Raw genomic sequence first — 20516 nt, forward strand, 5'->3', positions numbered from 1 at the left:
CTCAGTTTCATGACGGATTTATTTTTCCGGCAATTGATAATGATTATTGAGTTGATTCCCATTTGCATATGGAATTATGATTTCTTTCGCTCAGGGATATATCAACTGGATGACAATCGTTAAAGGATTAATCGTTATGATGTCGTTGAAAAAAATCACTCGCCATATTACCACGAGTTTATTGGTTCCCGCTGTTGGCATGATCTCCCCCGCTCTGGCTGAGTCTGACAGGAATGAAGACAGTGAAGATGTCATGGTGGTAACGGCATCGGCGATTGAACAGCGACTGAAAGATGCCCCTGCATCAATCTCTGTTATCACCGCAGAACAGCTGGAAAGAGACATTGGTAAATCCGCCACGGACCTTGCCGATATTCTTGAACGTGTCGCAGGCGTGACCAAAGCCATTGGCACAGACGTCAGTTCCGGTATTCAACTGCGCGGTATGCCCGCGGCTTATACGCTGTTATTGGTTGACGGTAAACGCATCGGCTCAAGTAACGGTATTAAAAGCACCCAGCAAAACTATTTCGACGATATTAACTGGATCCCCGTGGATGCGATTGAACGCATTGAAGTGGTCAGGGGGCCCATGTCCGCGCTCTATGGTTCGGATGCAATGGGCGGAGTCGTGAATATTATCACAAAGAAAAATAGCGATACCTGGCACGGCGCATTAACGGCAGGCACCCGACGGCCGCAGGATCGCAACCGGGGCAATACCCAGACCTGGACAGGCAGCATCGGTGGTCCGCTGGGCCATGGGTTTGATTTGCGTGTTAACGGTTCGTGGAACAAGCGCGAAGCGGATAAAAGCGAAACCGACGCGTTGCGTTGGGGAAGCGGCCAGGAAGGCCGCAAAAATGAAAATTACGGCGCAGAACTCGGCTGGGATATCACCCCTCATCAGCGCATCGCCGTTTCCACTCAGCAGGGAACCGAGCGAGGTATTCCCGGTGAATCCATGGACGGCAGTGAAATTGCGCTGCGCGGTGTGGATAAACTTGAACGTGAAAATTATGCGCTCGATTATCGCGGTATTTTTGATTTCGGCACGGCAAAGCTGAACGTTTATCAAAATAAATTTAAAAACTGGGTAACCGATGTTCCGGTGATTTCTGGCGGTACGGTGACGGGCAGTCAGGATGTGGCGCTGTGGAATCAAGAACGCATTGTTGAAGGCGATATTAACCTGCCATTTGAATTCGGTTTACCGCATAACCTGACTGTCGGCGCACAGTGGAAAAAAGAAGAGCTGAACAACCCTCGCTCTGTTGGCGTGGTGGCGGACGCCTCCAGCAGCTATGGCAAACATCACGCTCAGGCCAAAAGTACCGGCCTGTTTGTCGAAGATCAAATCGACCTGCTGGATACTGTTTCACTGACGCTGGGCCTGCGCAAAGATAATACCGATTACGGTAACAGGACAACGCCACGCGCCTATCTGGTTTGGCAGGCCACGGATACGCTGACGTTAAAAGGGGGATATTCAGAAGGTTTTAAAGCACCCAGCGTGCGCCAGGCCAGTAAAGGCTTTATTGAATCCTCAAAAGGCGCTGGATGTAACGGCTATGCCGATTACCACGGCGGCGGCTGTTACACGATGGGCAGCGATAAACTCAAGCCTGAAACGTCACAAAACTGGGAAGTGGGCGCGATCTTCGATTATGAAGGATGGAGCGCGGGGCTGACGTTCTTCGACAGCCGCTTCAAAGACAAAATCGCCTCTGCGCCTGTTGGCTATTTACCCGGTGATACCTCAGGCCGCTACTGGCTTGAACGCGTCAATCTTGATACGGCGCGAACTCAGGGCCTGGAAGGCAATGTGACCCTTCCCCTGATTTCAGAAGAAATGGGCCCCTGGATGAAGCGCCTGTCGCTGAGTAATACGTTCACGCGAATGCTCAAAGCCGAAGATTCTCTGGGCGTGATGCTCGTGACAACGCCAACGCTCGCCACGTGGTCCTCCCTTGACTGGCAGGTCAATGACGACATCAGCCTTTCATTTACCGCAAAATACTACGGAAAGATGCTGGGGCTGAACAGCAGCGCAGACCAGGCGGCGAGAGGCAATACCGCGACGGCACGCATCCGCAATGCCTACATGATTTATGGCCTGTCTGGCCAGTACCGGGCAACGAAAAACCTTAAGTTTAATGCCGGGCTGGACAATCTTTTTGATAAAAACCCTGTCTCTGACCATCCATCCTCAAGCGGGGTTTCAGGCAACAACTACGCGGTTCCCGGCCGCACGATGTATGCCTCAATAACGGCGTCATTCTGATCGCCCCACTGATGCTTTCACGCCGCCCCGTCAATGGTGCCGTCACAGGATGATTGATCTCAGCGAGCGTGGGATGGACAGAGAGCAGCCTGAACAGTAACTGGCCCGGCATCACGTTTTATGCATTGCGACCGCTGCGTGATACAGGCGCGTAAAGCAGGTAATCAGAACTGCGTATAAACCAAAACCCATGACCTTATACGGACCCTAACCACGCGCAAGGAGAACACATGCGTTTCCCGTTTCTGTCGATTTTATTGCCCCTGGCCTGGGTACTGACGGTTTTGCCTCCGGCATCTGCTGGTGAAGCACCAACGGTCAGGGTAGCGCATCTGCAGGGAACCACGACGCTGCCGCAGCACCCTCAACGCGTGGTGATCCTCAATCCGTCCACGCTGGATATTGCCGATGCATTAGGCATTACACCGGCGGGCGTCCCGCAAGCCGGCTTCACCTATCCGGCGCATCTGGCTAAATATAATGGTCAGGGCTATTTCAATGCCGGAACGCTGTTTGAGCCCGCCTATGAAGCCTTAAGCGCCGCCGCACCGGAGGCGATCTTTGCCGGTGGCAGAGCCCTGGCGGCCTACAATAAACTCAGCGGTATCGCGCCCACCGTTTCTCTGGATATTGACCCGCATGATTTCATGCAAAGCCTGACGCAACGCACGACGCAACTGGGGGAGATCTTTGGCAAACAGGCGCAGGCAACAGCCGTTTTAACCGCATTTAACGCGCAGATTGCAGACCTTCGGCCCCTCGCCGCCCGGTCGGGAAGCGCCATGATGTTAATGGTTAACGGCGGCAAACTCAGCGCCTATACGCCGCACTCCCGCTTTGGTTTTGTTTTTGATGTGCTGCAGTTCAAGCCTGCACTCTCTCTGCCCAACGCCAGCAAACATGGCAATGCCATTTCACCCGAGTTGATCATGCAGGCGAATCCCGACTGGCTGTTCGTTCTGGACCGTGACAGCGCCATCGGCAGTAAAGAAGGCCTCTCGGCCCGTCAGGTTCTGGATAATCCGCTGGTGCGCCGCACCACCGCATGGAAAAAGCAGCAGATTATCTGGCTGGATTCCGCCTCGCTGTATATTGCCGGCGGGATCCAGAGCTACAGCCTCATGATGAGCCAGATCAAACAGCAACTGCTCGCTGCCAGAGAGCAGCCTGAATGAAATACGGGGCTTATCTCATGGGCCTGGGGCTGCTGTCTGCGCTGGTTATGCTGAGCTTAGTCACGGGCGTAACCCGCATGTCATTAATCGACCTGTGGCACGATACCGAGATGCGGGAAATTCTGTTTGTCAGCCGCTTTCCACGTACCGTCGCGCTGGTGCTTGCCGGTAGCGCGATGAGCGTGGCGGGCCAGATCATGCAGATGCTGACGCAGAACCGCTTTGTTGAGCCTTCAGTCGTGGGCACCACGCAATCCGCAAGCCTGGGGCTTCTGCTGGTGATGGTCTGGTATCCGGCGGCGCCCGTTATCGTCAAAATGTGCATCGCTTCCCTGTTTGCGCTGGCCGGTACGGTACTGTTTATGCTGCTCATTCAGCGTATCCGGCAGAAAAGCGCGTTTATTGTGCCGCTGGCTGGCATCATGCTGGGCGCCGTTTTCAGCTCGGTAACGACATTTTTGGGGATGCAGTTTGATATCCTGCAGTCGCTGGGCAGTTGGGAATCCGGTGACTTTTCCAGTGTAATGCAGGGCCGCTATGAGCTGATCTGGATTGTCGGACTGATTACCCTGCTGGCGGCCTTGATTGCCGATCGCTTCACGGTGGCCGGTCTGGGCCAGGACTTCTCGGTTAACGTCGGGCTGAACTATCGCCAGATCCAGTTAACGGGGATGGCGATGATCGCCATTGTCAGCGGCGTGGTGATCGTTGTCGTCGGTGTTCTGCCTTTCCTCGGGTTGGTTGTGCCGAATATTGTCAGCATGATTTTCGGCGATAACCTGCGCCGCACCGTGCCCTGGGTCGCGATGACAGGTGCCATACTGGTTTTAAGCTGCGATATCCTGGGGCGGCTGATTATTTATCCCTTTGAAGTCCCGGTCAGTGCCTTACTCGGCGTACTGGGCGCGGCGGTTTTTCTGGTGCTGATTATCAGAGGAAGGCGCTATGGCAACTGATCTGTCACCGCTGTCCCGCGCCCTGAAAAACGTCTCCTCGCCCGTCTGGCGAATCAGCCTGTTAGCCCTGCTTGCGGTCATTGTTTCCTTTGTCTTTATGACCTTGCATCTGCAGGGAAACATCAGCTACGTATTAAAACATCGGGGGCAGATTTTATTCACCATCGTGCTGGTCGCCTTTGCATCCGGCATCAGTACGTTGCTTTTTCAAACCATCACGCAAAATCGCATTTTGTCGCCCTCGGTCATGGGCCTTGAGTCGCTTTTTGTGTTTATCCAAACCCTGCTGGTATTTTTTGTTCAGCTTTCGCAACTGAGCCAGGTAGGAAGTATGGTGCCGTTTCTTGGCGAAACGGCACTGTTGATGATCTTTGCCACGCTGCTCTATCGCTGGCTATTTAACCGCAGTGGGCTGGATCTTCACCGGGTACTGTTAACGGGCCTGGTGTTTGGCACCCTCTTTCGCAGCCTTTCGGGTCTGATGCAACGTTTACTCTCCCCTGGCGAATTCGCCGTGCTGCAAAGCCGGATGTTTGCCACTTTTACCCATACTGACCCGGCGGTGCTGGCCCTTTCGGCCGTGCTGATTGCTGCAATCACGATTATCGTCTGGCGCATACGGCACCGCCTGGACGTTATTGCGTTAGGGCGCAATAGCGCGACGGCACTTGGTGTCCCTTTTCAGCGTTATGTCACCGGTCTGTTGCTGTTGGTTTCGCTCCTGGTGGCAATTTCAACTGCGCTGGTCGGGCCGATGACATTTCTGGGGCTATTGGTGGTCAACCTTGCCTGGCCCGTGGTGGGATCGTGGCGTCATCGCTACCTGCTTCCGGGTACGGTGCTGATTGGCATCATCATGCTGACGGTCGGACAGTTAATCCTGGAGCAGGTGTTTAACATGGCGGGCACGCTGTCCGTCATTATTGAATTTTTAGGCGGTGGACTGTTTATTTACCTGATTCTGAAAAAGGTGGCGACGTGATTGAAGTTGTGAATGTGAATAAGGCATACGGCCCGTTATCTGTCCTTAAAAACATCAACGAAACCCTGCCCTCATCGGGCATTACCTCAATCATCGGGCCCAATGGGGCAGGCAAATCAACCTTGCTGTCGGTGATTAGCCGCTTGTTGAAGCCCGACAGCGGTGAGGTCAGAATCGATTCGCTCATCGTCAATGAAGCACACAGCGAGAAGCTGGCGCGAATTATGTCGGTACTGCGGCAGGAAAATCAGGTCACCAGCCGGCTCTCGGTGTACGATCTGGTGAGTTTTGGTCGCTATCCCTATTCCAAAGGGCGCATCACGGAAAACGATAAGCATCATATCCATCAGGCACTGTATTTTCTGGATTTGCTCCCGCTTGCTGAACGTTATCTTGATGAACTCTCGGGAGGCCAGCGACAGCGCGCTTTTGTCGCGATGGTGCTGTGTCAAAATACAAAATACGTGCTGCTGGATGAGCCGCTGAATAATCTGGATATGAAACACAGCGTGACCATGATGAAGCAGCTACGGCGCGCCGCTGACGAGCTGGGAAAATCCATCATCCTGGTTATCCATGATATTAACTTCGCCTCGACGTATTCAGACCATATTATCGCCATGAAGAACGGTGCGGTTTTTTTCTGCGGCTCGCCGGCTGATATGATGAAACCCGATCTTATTGAGCGCCTTTTTGAAATACCTGTCGTGGTTGAAACCGTGGCGGGACAGCACATTGCGGTCTACTACCGTTAACCTTGCGCCCCGGGCAAAACGCCGATGGTTATGCCATCGGCGCTTTCAGTCAACCTGCGGGCCAACGCGCGCATATAGAGCCTGTGGCTGTATTCATGCACGCGTTCAGCAACAGGTTTTTTACGCGTTGTGTGCGTAAACAACATCACAGAACGCTTTTCTCGCGCCGAGTTGAGCGGAAAGTCTGGCTGCGGACTCTCGCATCAGTTCTCCCAATCCCGCCTCTTTGCGATCCAGCGTTAACCGTGACGATGGGCCGGTTAACGCCAGGGCTGCGGCTAACTTATCCCCTTCGCCAAACACCGGGATGGCAAAGGCGGCAGTATGGGGATCGCGCGCGCCCGAGGTATAGAGCGGTAAATCCGCTGCGTCATCAAACAAGGTTTCGCCCATCCCCCAGTGACGCAGAACCTGACCAATTGCGGAGTTGTCCAGCGGATACAGCGAGCCCGGCAGTCGCGTATGCCGTAAGCCATCTGAGGATTCGGCACGAAAGACACAAAGACGCTGGCCGCTATCAATCACATACCAGCTGGCACTTTCCTTTGTGGCTGAGGCCAGCGTTTGCAGTTCGGGCTGAACCACGCTGGCCAGATGAAACGACTGTTCATAGAGCTTGCCCAGATAAAGCAGCCTTGGCCCCAGGGTGTAAATGCCGTTATCCCTTCTGACCACGTAACTCATACGTTCCAGCGAATTCATCAGTCGATAAACGGTGGTTTTGTGGTAGCCCGAAAGCTGCGACAGCGTCGTCAGGGACAGGCTTTCTTCGCCTGGCTTAAAACAATCCAGCAAGGCCAGCGCCTTCTCTACCGCATTAACGCCTTCGTTTCCCATTTCGCTTCTCCTGATTTTTGCTGGCACCGAGTGTACCCGAAACTGTGAGTCACATCTTGTTTACATCACAAACAAGCTCGCAACACTGGCGCCGTGGTCAGTGTCACCGATATAGTTATTTCATTATGTACAACACAGTTTTACCCTGTAAAACAATCAACCTGTGAGGTGACCCATGTCCGCGAACGAAAAACCGATGATCAACCGAGACGTTACGCGAGTCAGCAGTGATTATGTCAGACGTGCCGCTGAATTTCAGGCCGCGATTATTGCGGATGTCGCGGGCAGACGCGGCACGCTGCATGGCCGTATCAAACCGCTGGGCACACATATGAAAGTGGCCGGGCCGGCGGTGACAGTGGAAGTGCGCCCGGGTGATAACCTGGCGATCCATGCTGCGCTGGCGGTGGCCAAACCCGGCGATGTCATCGTCGTGGATGGCAAGGGCGATATCAGCTGCGCGCTGTTAGGCGAAATCATGGCAACCCAGGCCGAAGCATCCGGCATTGCCGGGATTATCATCGATGGTGCGGTCAGGGATGCGGACGCACTGAGCACGCATACCTATCCCGTTTTCTCGGCCGGGCTCAATCCCTGTGGCCCGACGAAGTTCATTCCTGGTCGCGTGAATTACCCGGTTTCTGTTGCCGGCGCCACGATTAACGCGGGCGATCTGGTGGTGGGTGATATCGATGGCGTGGTGGTGGTGCCACGCGATGAAGTAGAAGTGGTATTGGAGCTCGCGGCGAAAAAACTGGATATGGAAACCCGCCGTATTGCGGCGATCAAAGCCGGTGACAAAAGGCCGGGCTGGTTGAACGGTGCCCTGCGTGCAGCGGGCATGTTAGCGGAAGGGGAGGAACTGTGATGCGTAAAAAGGACACAGTCATCATTACCGGCGCAGACATCGCTCCCGCCGCGCTCGCGATGCTGGAGGATTATGAGGTGGTCTTTGCGGGCACTAAGCCGTCAGAAGACGATCTTGTTGCGCTTTGTGAGCAGCACAATCCGGTCGGGATTGTGGTGCGCTATGGAAAAATTAACGCCCGCATCATGGATGCAGCGCCTGCCCTGCGCGTGATCTCCAAGCATGGCAGCGGCATTGACGTTATCGATCAAACGGCGGCGGCCGAACGAAACATCAGCGTCCAGTCTGCGCCCGGTGCCAATGCGGCAGCGGTGGCAGAACATACCTGGGCCATGATTCTGGCCTGCACCAAATCCCTGATCCCGCTGGATCGCCGGATGCGTGACGGCTACTGGGATAAATCCACCCACAAGTCGCTTGAACTTGAAGGCCGGACGCTTGGGCTGGTTGGGCTGGGGGCGATAGGCGGCCGGGTGGCGGACATTGGTCGGGTGTTTGGCATGCAGGTGATAGCTTACGATCCCTGGGCGAAAACGCTGCCCGCAGGCTGTGAGCAGGTGGACGATTTAGCCACGCTGTATGCGCGCGCAGATCTTGTGTCACTGCACTGTCCGCTGACCGCGCAAAACAGCAAGATGATCAATGACCAGGCCCTGGCACAGTTCAAACCCGGCGCCGTGCTGGTGAATACCGCGCGCGGTGGACTGATTGATGATGATGCCCTGATTCGTGCCCTTAACAGCGGCAGACTCAGCGGCGCGGCGCTGGACAGCTTTACCGTTGAGCCGCTGACTGCGCCGCACATCTGGCAGAAGGTGGAAAACGTCATCATTACGCCGCATATCGGCGGTGTGAGTGATAATTCTTACGTGAAAATGGGCACGGCCTCCGTAACCAATCTGCTTAAAGTATTAGCGCAAAAGGAAGCCACCGTATGATGTGCCTGACCACACCGGAGGTCAGGCAGACATCGGTTTTTACCCGGTTGCCCGACCGCTTCCGCGCACCTGACCGTCACAATGCCTGGGCCACCGCGAATCGCGGCGGCCAGCTTACCGACTCTTTTCTTGAAGGGCCGGTCTGGCATCCCTCGGGCTGTCTTTACCTGACCGACATTCCCTATGGCCGGATATTCCGCGTTGATATGGCAGGCAACTGGGACATCATCGTGCAATACGATGGCGAACCCAACGGCATGAAACTTGTCGGTCCGGAGACGCTTCTGATTACGGATTATCGTCACGGGTTAATGAAGCTCTGTCTCAAAACGCAAAAAATCACGCCATGGCTGTCGCGCCGTAACAGCGAGAGTTTTCGCGGCGTGAACGATTTAACGCCCGACAGCCGGGGGAACCTCTATTTCACCGATCAGGGGCAAACCGGGCTGCACGATCCCACAGGACGGGTTTATCGGCTCAGCGAGGACGGAAGGCTGGATATCCTGCTGGATAACTGCCCAAGCCCAAACGGGCTGGTGCTGTCGCCAGACGAAAAAGTGCTGTATGTCGCAATGACGCGCGGCAATGCGATCTGGCGCGTGCCGCTTCAGCGGGATGGTTCAGTCAGCAAGGTCGGTCAGTATTTTACCTCGCACGGTCCCAGCGGTCCCGATGGATTAGCCATGAACGCGCACGGCGAGCTGCTGATTGCCAACCCTGGCCTGGGCCGCGTCTGGCTGCTGAACGATCTGGCTGAGCCCGCAGAAATTCTCACCAGTCCCGCCGGACGCTCCACCACCAATCTCTGTTTTGGTGGCGAAAATTTACAGCAGCTGTTTATTACCGAATCGGTCAGCGGCAGCATTCTTACCTGTTCAATGAAAACACCAGGCCATCCACTGCCCTTCCTGTCCACCGATTTTCTCTGAGAACAACACTGCGTTTTCTGAACGCAGCGGAGGCAACCATGAATCTGCATTCTGTAAGCACTGGCTCACCTGTTGAGCCAGCAGCCGTGTCTGCATCCCATGAAGACATGAATCAAACTGATTTTGAACAAAGCGAACGGGCGGCGGCTAAAGCGTTCCGCCGTATCCTGCCTTTTATTTTCATCTGCTACGTGGTCAGTTATCTGGATCGCACCAATGTCAGCTTCGCCGCACTGGGCATGAACGCCGATCTGGGCATTACGGCTGAGCAGTTCGGGTTTGGTGCCGGGATGTTTTTCATCGGCTATTTTCTGTTTGAGGTGCCCAGTAACCTGATTATGCAAAAAGTGGGGGCTCGTATCTGGATCGCCCGCATCATGATCTCATGGGGCATCATCTCCATGGCGACCGCCTTCGTTACCGGGCCGGTCAGCTTTGCCTTTGCCCGTTTTTGCCTGGGCGTGGCTGAAGCAGGCTTTACACCGGGTATTTATCTGTTCTTCACCTACTGGTTTCCCGGAAGCTGGCGCGCAAAAATCACGGCGGCATTTTTAGTCGGCATCCCCGTGGCCAATATCATCGGCGCGCCCTTATCCGGCATGTTGATGCAAATCACCGGGCATGAGCACATTCGTAACTGGCAATGGTTGCTGCTGCTGGAAGGGTTTCCGGCCGTTATCCTCGGCGTCCTGTGCCTGTTCTTCCTCAACGATCGCCCGGCAAAGGCCAACTGGCTGAGCGAGGCGGAAAAAACGTTGCTGAGCCGACGACTGGCAAACGAGCAGCAGCAAATTGAAAGGGCGCACGGTGCCAGCCTGCGTGACGCGCTGCGCAATCCCCTGCTTTACCTGCTGGCTTTCATTAATTTTTGCGGCATTGTCGGTTCTATCGGCGTGGGCCTGTGGATGCCGCAGATCATCAAGCAGATTGGCGTGAGCCATACCGCCACGGGTTTTCTGACCGCGCTACCTTATATTTGTGGTGCCTTCAGCATGCTGTTCTGGGCGCAGCGGGCCAATGCCTCCGGCCACCGCATTCGCTGGATCAGCGCTGCGCTGGTTATCGCCGCCATCGCGCTGGCCTGCAGCGCCGTCGTGAATGAGCCGGTGGTGAAGATGCTTGCGCTCTGTTTTACCGTCAGCGGCATTCTGGCTTTTCAGGCGTCATTCTGGGCACTGCCTTCGGGTTTTCTCACAGGAAGCGCGGCCGCAGGCGGATTAGCCATGATTGTTTCTGTCGGCAATCTGGGGGGATTTGTCGGGCCTTCGCTTATTGGCTATGTGCGTCAGACAAGCGGGGGTTTTATGTGGGCGCTGCTGGCAGTTTCCGCCGTGTTGCTGATTGGCGCGTTTACCGTAGCGTTAATCAAAGATCCTTACCGCAAAGCATAGTCATCCCCTCCCCTGAGGCGCTCCGGCGCCTTTACCTTTTCCTGTTAAGCCTTATTCCGCCATTTCATCGGCTACAAAAAAAGCGCCCGCAGGCGCTTTACTGGTTTTTCAGGTTGAACCCACTATTTGCTTGCCGGTGACAGGCTCTGATCAACCTCGATTTTTGCGGCGCTTTTGCGGCCCATGATCAGCACCGCGATACCGCCCGCCGCGCAGAGTACCGCCAGTGGCACCATCGCCAGCGCATGGCTGCCGGTTTGCTCATTGATAATGCCGTAGACGTTGACCATCAGACCACCACCAATCAGATTCGCCATTGCGCCGATAGCCGCTAAGCCCGCCGCTGCGGTGGTAGAAGACATCCAGCCGGACGCCAGCGCCCAGAACGGGCCTTTCATGGAATAAGCACCAATCAGAACCAGCGACAGAATCACCACGCTTCCCGCCAGCGACTGCGTAAGGAAGGCAGAGAGCAGCCCACCCGCGATCAGGAAAAGCGTTAACGCGGTATGCCAGCGGCGTTCGCCCGTGCGGTCAGAGCTACGTCCCCAGACAATCATCAACACCGACGCCAGGCCATAAGGAATCGCGTTGACCAGCCCGGTGGTGAAGTTGTCGAGTCCAAACGACTTAAGCAACTGCGGCGACCAGACGCTCAATGTAGAACCGGCAGCCGAAGCCCCTGCGTAAATCAGCGCCATCACCCAGATATGTTTGTGACGCAGGAGCTGCCACAACGAAATATGCCCAATCACTTTACGTTTTGCGTTCTCTTCAGCCAGCGTGGTGCTGAGCCAGTTGCGCTGATCTTCGGTTAACCAGGTCGCATTTTCAGGGCGATTGCTTAACAGGAAAAAGGCGGCGACGCCTAAAAGCACGGCTGGAATGCCTTCTAAAATAAACAGCCAGTGCCAGCCGCGTAACCCGAACCAGCCATCCAGCGAGAGTATTGCGCCCGAGATCGGTGAACCAATGAAGTTTGCCGCCGGAATGGCCACCATAAACGTCGCGATGACGCGGGCGCGGTACTTACCGGGGATCCAGTAGGTCAAATACAGGATAACGCCGGGAAAAAACCCCGCCTCGGCAGCACCCAGCAAGAAGCGCAGGAAATAGAGCATTTCAGCGCTTGAAACAAAGGCGGTGCAGACGGACACGATGCCCCACGTCACCATAATGCGAGATATCCAAATCTTTGCGCCAATCTTTTGCATCGCTAAGTTGCTGGGCACTTCGAACAGAAAATAGCCGACAAAAAATAGACTGCTTGCCAGACCAAATACCGCTTTGGACAGGCCGAGATCCTCGTTCATTTGCAACGCCGCCATTCCGATGTTGCCGCGGTCAATGATAGCGATCAGATAGCAGACGATCAGGAAGGGGAGAATCCGTCTTATCACGCGTTTTACGGTCTGCTGTTCGATATCGGAGGTTAATGCGCCATTCGGCATCTTGTCAGACATGGTGTTCCTCGCAGAATTGTCATGGTTTTACGCCTGGATATATCTCTTGTTTTACTCTGTAAAACCGTGGTGTACAAAGTACACTCATTATCTAGTCAAACTTTTTCCGCCGCAGGTAAATGTTATGAGGTTGTGTTATTTGTCACAAAAAGGTATCAGCATAAGCGGCGATATGTGACGCTGGAGGAGTTTTTACGCTTTTAAACGGGAGCGATGTTGGGGAAATGCGACAGTCAAAATATCAGCAGAGACCGGCAAGGCTGGCGTTAGGCAGAGTCGCCTGATGGATGATGTGGCAGCGTCGGCTGCCGACGAGACAGAGGCCAGCCGCAAAATGGCAGGCAAGCTGAGGCAACAGAATCGCGCAGCCTCAAGCCGCCTGAGGGACGTTATGCTGTTAAGGACGGGCTGTTAACGATGCGCCTTTGGATGCGATCACGTCCTGATACCAGAAGAAGCTTTTCTTGCGACTGCGTGCCAGGGTGCCTGCCCCGGAAGCGAAGACGCGTGGCACAATGCACCAGACTGACGATGTTCTCTTTGCCGCCGACGTGGCTGAGAATATCTCTGGCCAACGGTTGATATTTCATGTTGCTGTCCTCAGAGCGATGCCGGTGGCATCCGTTAAAAATAAAAAAACCTGAGAACGGCCCCCTTGTGTGTCATGGGCCGCGCTCAGGTTTTGCCTGCGCAATGCAGTTACAATCCTGTGTTAATCAGGCTTAATGCGCCTCTTTTCTTACCCGTTCGATATGAATGGCAAGAAACACAATCTCTTCTGTTGTCAGCTCACGCTGATAGTTTTGCTGTAGATACTGTGAAACCTTCTCCGCGCATTTCCAGGCTTTCGCATAGTTGTCTTTTACGGCTGAATGCAGTGAAACATCATCATCTTCCACCACGGTGCGCGTTAACATGCGCTGCGCAAAAAACTTCAGATGCGTCACAAAACGCTGATAGCTGAGCGATTCCTCCTGATACTCCAGCCTCAGTTGATATTTCACCAACTGCAGGATTTCCTGCATAACCCGGGTGACGTGCATCACTTCAGGCATTTCACTGTTAAGTTGCGCCGTGACCAGGTGCAACGCGATAAAACCCGCCTCGTCCTCGTCCAACTCGGTGTGAAGACGACGGGCAATGATTTGCCTGGCCTCCTGCCCTAGCGCAAACTCTTTGGGATAAAGACGTTTGATATCCCACAGCAGCACATTTTTTATCGCCAGCCCTTTCTTCTGCCGCTCAATCGCAAAGTAGCAGTGATCGGTCAGGGTGATGTACAAACTTTCCTGCAATTTTCCCAGACATTCTGTTGCCCGTTCGATAATGCGATCGCAGGTCGTCATGACCTCCAGCGGGATCTGGTTGAGCAGTTCCCCCAGGCGGTGAACCAGCTCATCGTTTTGCAACGCAAACACCTTTTCGACGCGCTGTTTATCCAGTTCTTCACCGACCCGTTTCTGAAAGGCCAGCCCCCGGCCCATAACAACCTGCTCACGTCCGTGCTCATCCAGAACAACCACCACATTGTTATTAAGTATTTTGGCGATTTTCATCAGAACCCCAGAAACAAAAAAACCCGACTTCCGGCACAGGCCAGGAAATCAGGTTTTGCCTGCCGCAGCAGTAACAATTTAAAAAAGGCATCTTATCAGTTTCATTTTGCGCCTTAATACACCGCCACTAAAAACGTGATGTCGCGCGAAGGTCTCTTCATGTTTTCACTGCACGCGAGCGCAGACAGGCGAAAATACACCCAGGATAAGGCGCGAATCGATGACCTGACCGACACTGACAGCGTTTTGTGTTGAGAGCGCCTTCAGTGCACGCGTCGAACGTGCCTGGTCAACGCATTCACGGTCATCCGGCAATCACTCGACAGCTGGATTATCCTCCATGCGCCGCCATTTGCTTTCAGGTGACAGCACTCCGTTCAGAGGCGCAGGTGTTCACTGATAACAGGTTTCGCGATATCCAAAACAGTGTTAAGCATCAGGTATTCCGAGATTCACGCTATTACTATCGCGAGGAAAAAAAATTCGCACCCTAACGATTAAAAATGCCTGATAAATAATAATGTGAAATATATTAAAGGGTAACAAAGCCCTGCAAATAACCAATCGGCATTGCATAAAATCCCTGTGGCTGATAAGAAATGAAAAAAACGGAGTGATGATTCAACAATGAAATATAACGCTTTGATAGCGGCCCTGTTTATTACGATCAGTGCACCCTCTTTGGCTGCTATCAACAGAGTCGTTGACGTCAAACGCCCGCCAAATACGGTTAAATCCGTAAAGGTGTTTTTTACCGGCGTGGTCACGCTTAATAAGGTGATGTCGCTTTCATCCGTGCTCGACGAGATCGGCCAGAATTATAAATCAGCCACGCAGGTGCTGCTCTATATCAGCAGCCCCGGTGGTGACATTGATGCCGGGAAAATTGGTTATCAGATCGTTAAAAACTCCCCCATTCCCGTTACGACCGTGAACGCCTCCTCCGTCGAGTCCTCGGCGACGATGATCTACTGCGGCGCACAAAAGAGGCAGGTTATGGGTGACAGCATTTTCTTATTGCATGCGCCAACCGTTGGAAACGCGCCGCGTAGCAATGTCAGTGAAAATATGCTGGACGAGAAAACCGAATTTACCAGCAGATACCGGAACATGATAAAAACGATTTATCAGTCCTGCACCCACCTCACTGACGAGCAGATTGAAAAGATCACCTACAGTGAAGATAACCATAAGCTGCTGGACAACAAGCAGGCATTAGCCACGGGCATCGCCACAGGCGAAATGACCGATTTTCAGCCTGCTGATGCCGCGTATTATATTCATGATAATGACTAAAGGATGATGAAGAGGGGCAGAGCCTGCAAGTCAGACGAGGTTCGAGCCGTTGGATGATAACACCGCTCACTTACCCGTGCTGTGCAGGGGGTTTTGTTGAAAAGGGTGCACAGCGTATGCACCCTTTTTTGACCGACGACAAGCAGGTTTTCGCCTCTTATGACAAGGCTTACATGCCCACTTTATCTATCTGTCACCACTCAACACAGATTTTGCCCAGATGCGAGCCGCTCTGCTGCCAGGCGAAGGCCTCGGCAATATCGTCATATTTAAACGTCCGGTCAATAACCGGCTTCTGGTTCATGCTTTCCAGCGCCTTCACGTAGTCAATCTGGTCCTGACGACTGGCAACGATCACGCCTTTAATGGTGACCTGCTTCGCCAGAACAGACAGAATGGAGAGCGTTGCTTCATCGCCGGAAATGATACCGATTTGGGTGATGTGCCCACCGATTTTGACCGCTTTCAGTGACTCGCCCAGCGTCGCCGGGCCGCCCACCTCAACAACATGATCCACGCCCACGCCGTTGGTCAGTGCGAGGACGCTATCGCCCCAGTTCGGAGTGGTGCGGTAGTTGATGGTTTCATCGGCACCCAACGCTTTAACGTGCTTAAGCTTTTCATCTGATGAGGATGTGGCGATCACTTTCGCGCCCATCGCTTTGGCGATCTGCAGGGCGGCCATGGACACGCCGCCCGTTCCCTGCACCAGCACCGTGTCGTTGGCCTGCAGTTTGCCTTCAGTGATCAGGGCGCGCCAGGCTGTCAGGCCAGACGTGGTGATCGTGGCCGACTCGGTGTGCGTCCAGCCTTGCGGGGCATGGGTAAAGGCATTCTCCGAACGCACGACATACTCACTGGCCATGCCATCAATGCCGTCGCCCGGCGTATGGGCAAAGCCTCCCACTTCTGCGGAAGGTTTGCCGGACAGCCAGACGGGAAAGAAGGTTGACACAACGCTGTCGCCCACGCGGAAATCCTTAACGCCTTCGCCAACGGCTTCTACCACGCCTGCGCCATCAGACAGCAGGATGCGGCCATCTTCGGTTGGAAACTGCCCGGTAGCGACAATCAGATCGTGAAAATTCAGGGAGCCGGCTTTGATAGCGACCCGAATCTCACCTTTGCCCGGTTGGCCCGGATCGGCGATGTCCGACACATGGATATTGTTGAGTCCGCCTGGTGCTTTAAGGGTAAGTGCTTTCATGCTTTTCTCCGTTAAAAGAGGGATGTCTTAATCAGCAGTTGCTAAACATAGACCATATGTGCATTTTATTAAATACGGTCATTTAGGTGATATAGGTACATTTTGGATACTGTAAAAACCCCAGGATATGAAAATTACGATGCGGTGGCCTGCCCGGTTGAAGCCACGCTGGAACTGATTGGCGGCAAGGGTAAAGGGATGATTCTTTACCACCTGCAAAACGAAACGCTGCGGTTTAATGCGCTAAGAAGACGGCTGGGTGATATCACGCCGCGGGTACTCACGCGGCAACTTCGGGAACTGGAAAACGTCGGGTTAATTCATCGCGAAGTGTATGCTGAAGTTCCGCCGAAGGTGGAGTACAGCATGACCGAAGAAGGCGCTTCGCTTGCGCCCTTGCTTGGGCTGTTAAAGCAGTGGGGAGAGCAACACGCGCTGGCCTTATTAGGCAAAAAAAACCCCGCCGTTGTGCCGGAAACGTCCGAGGCTGAAGCACAATGAATGGCCGTGCGCGGTGCCCCCAAAACCTGTTATGACTGATCCTGGACAGGTTCCTCCGCAGGATATCATGGGGAGGAACCTGAAACGCCGGTGGTGAGGTTCAGTCGTTCAGTACGTTTCCATCTGCCACATCACAAGGTGGCCCGCAGCAACCGATGACCGGTTTTCTGTGCTGTCTCGCCATTACTTATTTCTCAAGCACAGAAGCAACCGACTCACAGTTCACCGGCATCCTGTGCTCTGCCACGGAGACAACACAAAATCCGGCCGCATCTTTGCTGTAATGTGCCGCCACACTGAAACGATTGTGGCGTTTAATCTCCTCAACCGGCGGGATTGAGCCAGGCACACCACCCACAGCGGTTTGCAAGCCTACTGTCCAGGGCTGGGTAAACAGATTGTCGTTAACGCTAACCGGCCCGTCGGTCGGTACACCTCGAATATAAACACTGCCTCGGTTTGACGTCCCGTAGCGGCCATAATCAAACAGATTATTGTTTATGATGATGTTTTTCCCGCCGTGGCCCTGCGCGCCCTTGTGCATATCAAACTGATGGTAAGCGCCCCGTGCTCCGCCATTGAGCACAAGGTTGTTATAAGCGTGATAGCCCTCACCGTCATCGCCTTTTCCGGCAATAGCATGACGATTAGCGTTAAAGGTATTGCAGTAGATATCGGCCTGGGCATGGCCATTTTGTACCACCACACCGTAGCCCAGTTGGGTACGGATATTATCGTGGATAACGTTGTGATGAATTTTATTGTCGACGGACGTTTTTACGCTAATCCCGGCCCACGGCCAGTGATAAATCTCATTGTTGTCGATATCAATATGATCGGTGCCAGGTAAAAACTGGATGCCAATCGTTTTATTCGGCGTGTCCGGTTGTCCAGAGGGGCCTTCAATACGCAGCCCGGTTATCCTTGCTTTAGCCTCAACAACATACACAGGATATTGATTAAGTCCGTCATTGAGCCATGGCGTTTGTAATAAAGCGCCCCGACTGCCTTTTTCACCACGATTGCTAAAAAGCGTCTGCCCGGCTTTAATGCGCAATGCCTGTGGCTGATTCGGCACCGTGATGGTGACATCACCCGGAACATAGATGAAGGGATGATTGCTGTCGACAGCCTGTTTCAACGCATCGAAAGTGCGGACAGTAACATAGTGGGCGACGTTATCCGACGTAAGACGATCCTGATACTGCGCCCCACCTCCAATGACATCGCAACTGCCCACCGCGCTAATGGCAGAGCCGGATATCAGTAACAGGCCCGCTATGGCTATTTTCATTTTGGTCATCTCCTGTCGACGCCCGATACAGGCCAGGCTGTCATGTACGCCGTTTTGCAGGGCAGCGATCGCCCTGCCATGCTTTATTCAATGGTGCTGTCTACGACCGCCTGCGCTTGTGCAAACAGTTGCTCATAATGCGAGTGGCTGTCATCAATCGTCTCCTCAACACCCAAGGTGTTATAGAGGAAATGAACCTCCACGTCACCGATCGCCAGATAGCCCGTAACGCCCATCATGTAATCCGTGATGTTTTTCTCCCAGCCATATTTAATAAAGGTTTGCTGAGAACCGCCGACCAGCGCCAGCCAGCGTACTTTTTTATCTTTTAACGCGCTGTTTTCACCGTAGGCCAGACCATAGTTCCATACGCGTTCCAGATAGCCTTTGAGCATGGCGGGATAGCTGTACCACCACAGTGGAAAGACAAAAATGATCGCATCACGATCGTCAAGCTCACTGAACAGACGATGCACCTCCGGTGAGTAGCGCTTAGCCGGATTTTGCCACTCGGGTTCGTCCTCTTCCCGCATCGCCGGATCAAAGCCACTGCGGTAGAGATCCAGCGTCTTAACATGTGCGCCCCGCTGCTCCGCTCGATGGCGCAGGCTTTCCACCATCTGTGCGGTGAGTGAATCGGCTCGGGGATGTGACCAGACGATATACAGGTTTGTTGATTTCATCTTTCACCTCATCTTGTGTTGAGGCATTCACATTACGCTCGCCACATTAGTGTGTGAAACGTATGATTTGAGATGGGTTAATGAGAGATTTTCACTAATGAAACTGAACGTCTATGACTTTGCGACCTTTATCGCGGTTTCACGGCACAAAAGTTTTCGCGCGGCCGGTGACGAGCTTGGCCTGTCGCCCTCGGCGGTCAGCCACGCAATAAAGCAACTTGAGCAGCGGCTGAAAATCCGGCTGTTCAATCGCACAACGCGTAGCGTTGCCCTGACAGAAGCCGGAGCAAATCTGTATGAGCGTTTGCGCCCGGCCTTTGATGAAATCAATGTGATACTTGATGAGGCTAACTGTTTTCGTCAGACGCCCATGGGCTCGCTAAAAATTAACTCATCGCGTCTTGCCTCGCGCATGGTGTTAATCCCACTGGTGGCAACATTCAGTCGGCTTTATCCGGATATCCGTGTGGAAATCACAACGGAAGACCGGCTGGTCGATATTGTTAAAGAGGGATTTGACGCGGGTATTCGCCTCAGCAGCAGGCTTGAAAAAGATATGATCGCGCTTCCCGTCGGGCCCAAAATCAGGTTGGTTGTGGTGGCAACCCCGGACTATTTCGCCCGCCATGCACCGCCTGAACACCCACGTGACATCATGAATCATCAGTGCGTGATGTTCCGTCACGGCAGCGGTCGCATTTATCAATGGGAATTCAGCGGCCCGGAAGGCAGGCTTGAGATACTTCCGGCCGGTAATATCCTGCTGGACGATATGGACGCTCAACGTGATGCCGTGCTGTGCGGTGCCGGACTGGGCTACCTCTATCACGAACAGGTAAAAGATGAGCTGGCAGCTGGCCGTCTGGTTCCGGTACTGGAAGCGTGGTTACCAGAGCAGCCCAGCCTGCAGTTTTACTATCCTAATCGCCACTATATGTCATCGGCGTTAAGGGCATTTATTGACCACATCAAAGCCGCTTCGCCAGCCGCGGTTAGCCGTTAAGATCGTACTCTTTCAACTTACGCCACAGGGTGGTCGGGCTGATGCCAAGGATGGCTGCCGCCCTGACCTTATCCCCTTGAGTTTGGGTGATGATACGCGTGATAATTATCACTAATAAAAAACGGGAGCTTTTCAAAAAGAAAAGAGAGATTGATTAACCATTTCATTCTGAAAGTGAAGATGTGAGGCAGTTAACGGTGAATGGATGTTGAGAAACTCAACAGTTTTGCTGAGGACGTAGATCCGGGAAGATAAATGCGGTTAACAAATACTTGTGATAAACATATCCACTTTTTTAAACACATCGTTCTTATTAAACACTATTTTAACAGAGTGCAATAGAGACGCTGTACATTATTAATCCGTCTCTCAGGGTAAGATCTCACCTTCAGTGTCAA

At 53.5% G+C, this 20516-nt stretch carries 19 protein-coding genes and 1 pseudogene; 12 read left to right on the top strand and 8 right to left on the bottom strand.

Features of this window, described 5'->3' with window-relative positions:
• Positions 1-136: 136 nt before the first annotated feature.
• The 5 genes from DFO57_RS21560 to DFO57_RS21580 all read left to right on the top strand — a co-directional run bounded on the left by DFO57_RS21560 (position 137) and on the right by DFO57_RS21580 (position 6152).
• Positions 137-2284 (top strand): TonB-dependent receptor domain-containing protein, encoded by a 2148-nt coding sequence (locus DFO57_RS21560; protein WP_233255887.1) that lies wholly within the window; start codon positions 137-139, stop codon positions 2282-2284.
• Between the two features lie 230 nt (positions 2285-2514).
• On the top strand, positions 2515-3459 hold the full coding sequence (locus DFO57_RS21565) for a siderophore ABC transporter substrate-binding protein (RefSeq protein ID WP_013026818.1): 945 nt from the start codon (positions 2515-2517) through the stop codon (positions 3457-3459).
• The gene (locus tag DFO57_RS21570) at positions 3456-4415 is read left to right on the top strand and encodes an ABC transporter permease (RefSeq protein WP_014605235.1); all 960 of its coding nucleotides are present in this window, start codon (positions 3456-3458) and stop codon (positions 4413-4415) included. The genes DFO57_RS21565 and DFO57_RS21570 overlap by 4 nt, the downstream gene beginning before the upstream one ends.
• A complete protein-coding gene (locus DFO57_RS21575) occupies positions 4405-5397 on the top strand; it encodes an iron chelate uptake ABC transporter family permease subunit (RefSeq protein ID WP_014605234.1) in 993 nt (330 codons plus the stop codon). Before DFO57_RS21570 ends, DFO57_RS21575 begins: the two co-directional genes overlap by 11 nt.
• A complete protein-coding gene (locus DFO57_RS21580; protein ID WP_014605233.1) occupies positions 5394-6152 on the top strand; it encodes an ABC transporter ATP-binding protein in 759 nt (252 codons plus the stop codon). Before DFO57_RS21575 ends, DFO57_RS21580 begins: the two co-directional genes overlap by 4 nt.
• A 120-nt stretch (positions 6153-6272) precedes the next feature.
• Here the strand turns inward: DFO57_RS21580 and DFO57_RS21585 are convergent, their stop codons facing one another.
• Positions 6273-6989, bottom strand: a complete 717-nt coding sequence (locus tag DFO57_RS21585; protein ID WP_014605232.1) for an IclR family transcriptional regulator — start codon at positions 6987-6989, stop codon at positions 6273-6275.
• A gap of 175 nt (positions 6990-7164) precedes the next feature.
• Between DFO57_RS21585 and DFO57_RS21590 the strand changes: the two genes are divergently transcribed.
• The 4 genes from DFO57_RS21590 to DFO57_RS21605 are packed head-to-tail and all read left to right on the top strand — an operon-like array spanning position 7165 to position 11115.
• Positions 7165-7857 (top strand): diguanylate cyclase, encoded by a 693-nt coding sequence (locus DFO57_RS21590; protein ID WP_014605231.1) that lies wholly within the window; start codon positions 7165-7167, stop codon positions 7855-7857.
• Positions 7857-8795 carry a hydroxyacid dehydrogenase gene (locus tag DFO57_RS21595; RefSeq protein ID WP_110015937.1) on the top strand — a complete coding sequence of 313 codons (939 nt, stop codon included), beginning with the start codon at positions 7857-7859 and terminating at the stop codon, positions 8793-8795. The genes DFO57_RS21590 and DFO57_RS21595 overlap by 1 nt, the downstream gene beginning before the upstream one ends.
• Complete coding sequence (locus DFO57_RS21600) at positions 8792-9724, top strand: SMP-30/gluconolactonase/LRE family protein (RefSeq protein WP_028715542.1); 933 nt, start codon at positions 8792-8794, stop codon at positions 9722-9724. The genes DFO57_RS21595 and DFO57_RS21600 overlap by 4 nt, the downstream gene beginning before the upstream one ends.
• Before the next feature lie 38 nt (positions 9725-9762).
• Positions 9763-11115 (top strand): MFS transporter, encoded by a 1353-nt coding sequence (locus DFO57_RS21605; protein WP_022623545.1) that lies wholly within the window; start codon positions 9763-9765, stop codon positions 11113-11115.
• A gap of 122 nt (positions 11116-11237) precedes the next feature.
• Here DFO57_RS21605 and DFO57_RS21610 read toward each other — a convergent pair whose 3' ends face one another.
• The 3 genes and pseudogenes from DFO57_RS21610 to licT form a co-directional block, all read right to left on the bottom strand.
• Complete coding sequence (locus DFO57_RS21610; RefSeq protein ID WP_013026827.1) at positions 11238-12578, bottom strand: MFS transporter; 1341 nt, start codon at positions 12576-12578, stop codon at positions 11238-11240.
• 491 nt (positions 12579-13069) lie between these two features.
• Positions 13070-13168, bottom strand: a pseudogene (locus tag DFO57_RS21615) (PTS transporter subunit EIIB); the annotation flags it as partial.
• Between the two features lie 132 nt (positions 13169-13300).
• Complete coding sequence (gene licT / locus DFO57_RS21620) at positions 13301-14134, bottom strand: BglG family transcription antiterminator LicT (protein WP_031284132.1); 834 nt, start codon at positions 14132-14134, stop codon at positions 13301-13303.
• A gap of 627 nt (positions 14135-14761) precedes the next feature.
• Here licT and DFO57_RS21625 point away from each other — a divergent pair.
• The gene (locus DFO57_RS21625) at positions 14762-15430 is read left to right on the top strand and encodes an ATP-dependent Clp protease proteolytic subunit (protein WP_110015939.1); all 669 of its coding nucleotides are present in this window, start codon (positions 14762-14764) and stop codon (positions 15428-15430) included.
• 193 nt (positions 15431-15623) lie between these two features.
• On the opposite strand, the gene DFO57_RS21630 is transcribed toward DFO57_RS21625, so the two are convergent.
• Positions 15624-16637 carry an NAD(P)-dependent alcohol dehydrogenase gene (locus DFO57_RS21630; RefSeq protein ID WP_105077896.1) on the bottom strand — a complete coding sequence of 338 codons (1014 nt, stop codon included), beginning with the start codon at positions 16635-16637 and terminating at the stop codon, positions 15624-15626.
• Positions 16638-16739: 102 nt separating this feature from the next.
• On the opposite strand from DFO57_RS21630, the gene DFO57_RS21635 reads away from it, so the two are divergent.
• The gene (locus tag DFO57_RS21635; RefSeq protein ID WP_042676877.1) at positions 16740-17138 is read left to right on the top strand and encodes a helix-turn-helix domain-containing protein; all 399 of its coding nucleotides are present in this window, start codon (positions 16740-16742) and stop codon (positions 17136-17138) included.
• Positions 17139-17325: 187 nt separating this feature from the next.
• On the opposite strand, the gene DFO57_RS21640 is transcribed toward DFO57_RS21635, so the two are convergent.
• Together DFO57_RS21640 and DFO57_RS21645 are read right to left on the bottom strand one after the other, a co-directional pair.
• Positions 17326-18432 carry a right-handed parallel beta-helix repeat-containing protein gene (locus DFO57_RS21640; protein ID WP_230957766.1) on the bottom strand — a complete coding sequence of 369 codons (1107 nt, stop codon included), beginning with the start codon at positions 18430-18432 and terminating at the stop codon, positions 17326-17328.
• Positions 18433-18515: 83 nt separating this feature from the next.
• Complete coding sequence (locus tag DFO57_RS21645; protein WP_015699675.1) at positions 18516-19115, bottom strand: NAD(P)H oxidoreductase; 600 nt, start codon at positions 19113-19115, stop codon at positions 18516-18518.
• A gap of 97 nt (positions 19116-19212) precedes the next feature.
• On the opposite strand from DFO57_RS21645, the gene DFO57_RS21650 reads away from it, so the two are divergent.
• Positions 19213-20118, top strand: a complete 906-nt coding sequence (locus tag DFO57_RS21650) for a LysR family transcriptional regulator (RefSeq protein ID WP_014605223.1) — start codon at positions 19213-19215, stop codon at positions 20116-20118.
• Here the strand turns inward: DFO57_RS21650 and DFO57_RS21655 are convergent.
• Complete coding sequence (locus DFO57_RS21655; RefSeq protein ID WP_233255888.1) at positions 20108-20230, bottom strand: helix-turn-helix domain-containing protein; 123 nt, start codon at positions 20228-20230, stop codon at positions 20108-20110. The genes DFO57_RS21650 and DFO57_RS21655 overlap by 11 nt on opposite strands.
• Between the last annotated feature and the right edge of the window lie 286 nt (positions 20231-20516).

Source organism: Pantoea sp. AG702, from assembly GCF_003182295.1.
GTDB classification, from domain to species: domain Bacteria; phylum Pseudomonadota; class Gammaproteobacteria; order Enterobacterales; family Enterobacteriaceae; genus Pantoea; species Pantoea ananatis.

Bases quoted from the DNA above. Each gene is read 5' to 3' on its own strand.
- DFO57_RS21640 (WP_230957766.1), bottom strand. From the start codon at position 18,432: ATGAAAATAGCCATAGCGGGCCTGTTACTGATATCCGGCTCTGCCATT.
- DFO57_RS21600 (WP_028715542.1), top strand. From the start codon at position 8,792: ATGATGTGCCTGACCACACCGGAGGTCAGGCAGACATCGGTTTTTACC.
- DFO57_RS21645 (WP_015699675.1), bottom strand. From the start codon at position 19,115: ATGAAATCAACAAACCTGTATATCGTCTGGTCACATCCCCGAGCCGAT.
- DFO57_RS21565 (WP_013026818.1), top strand. From the start codon at position 2,515: ATGCGTTTCCCGTTTCTGTCGATTTTATTGCCCCTGGCCTGGGTACTG.
- DFO57_RS21575 (WP_014605234.1), top strand. From the start codon at position 4,405: ATGGCAACTGATCTGTCACCGCTGTCCCGCGCCCTGAAAAACGTCTCC.
- DFO57_RS21590 (WP_014605231.1), top strand. From the start codon at position 7,165: ATGTCCGCGAACGAAAAACCGATGATCAACCGAGACGTTACGCGAGTC.
- DFO57_RS21625 (WP_110015939.1), top strand. From the start codon at position 14,762: ATGAAATATAACGCTTTGATAGCGGCCCTGTTTATTACGATCAGTGCA.
- DFO57_RS21605 (WP_022623545.1), top strand. From the start codon at position 9,763: ATGAATCTGCATTCTGTAAGCACTGGCTCACCTGTTGAGCCAGCAGCC.
- DFO57_RS21595 (WP_110015937.1), top strand. From the start codon at position 7,857: ATGCGTAAAAAGGACACAGTCATCATTACCGGCGCAGACATCGCTCCC.
- DFO57_RS21560 (WP_233255887.1), top strand. From the start codon at position 137: ATGATGTCGTTGAAAAAAATCACTCGCCATATTACCACGAGTTTATTG.
- DFO57_RS21585 (WP_014605232.1), bottom strand. From the start codon at position 6,989: ATGGGAAACGAAGGCGTTAATGCGGTAGAGAAGGCGCTGGCCTTGCTG.
- DFO57_RS21650 (WP_014605223.1), top strand. From the start codon at position 19,213: ATGAAACTGAACGTCTATGACTTTGCGACCTTTATCGCGGTTTCACGG.
- DFO57_RS21610 (WP_013026827.1), bottom strand. From the start codon at position 12,578: ATGTCTGACAAGATGCCGAATGGCGCATTAACCTCCGATATCGAACAG.
- DFO57_RS21630 (WP_105077896.1), bottom strand. From the start codon at position 16,637: ATGAAAGCACTTACCCTTAAAGCACCAGGCGGACTCAACAATATCCAT.
- DFO57_RS21570 (WP_014605235.1), top strand. From the start codon at position 3,456: ATGAAATACGGGGCTTATCTCATGGGCCTGGGGCTGCTGTCTGCGCTG.
- licT (WP_031284132.1), bottom strand. From the start codon at position 14,134: ATGAAAATCGCCAAAATACTTAATAACAATGTGGTGGTTGTTCTGGAT.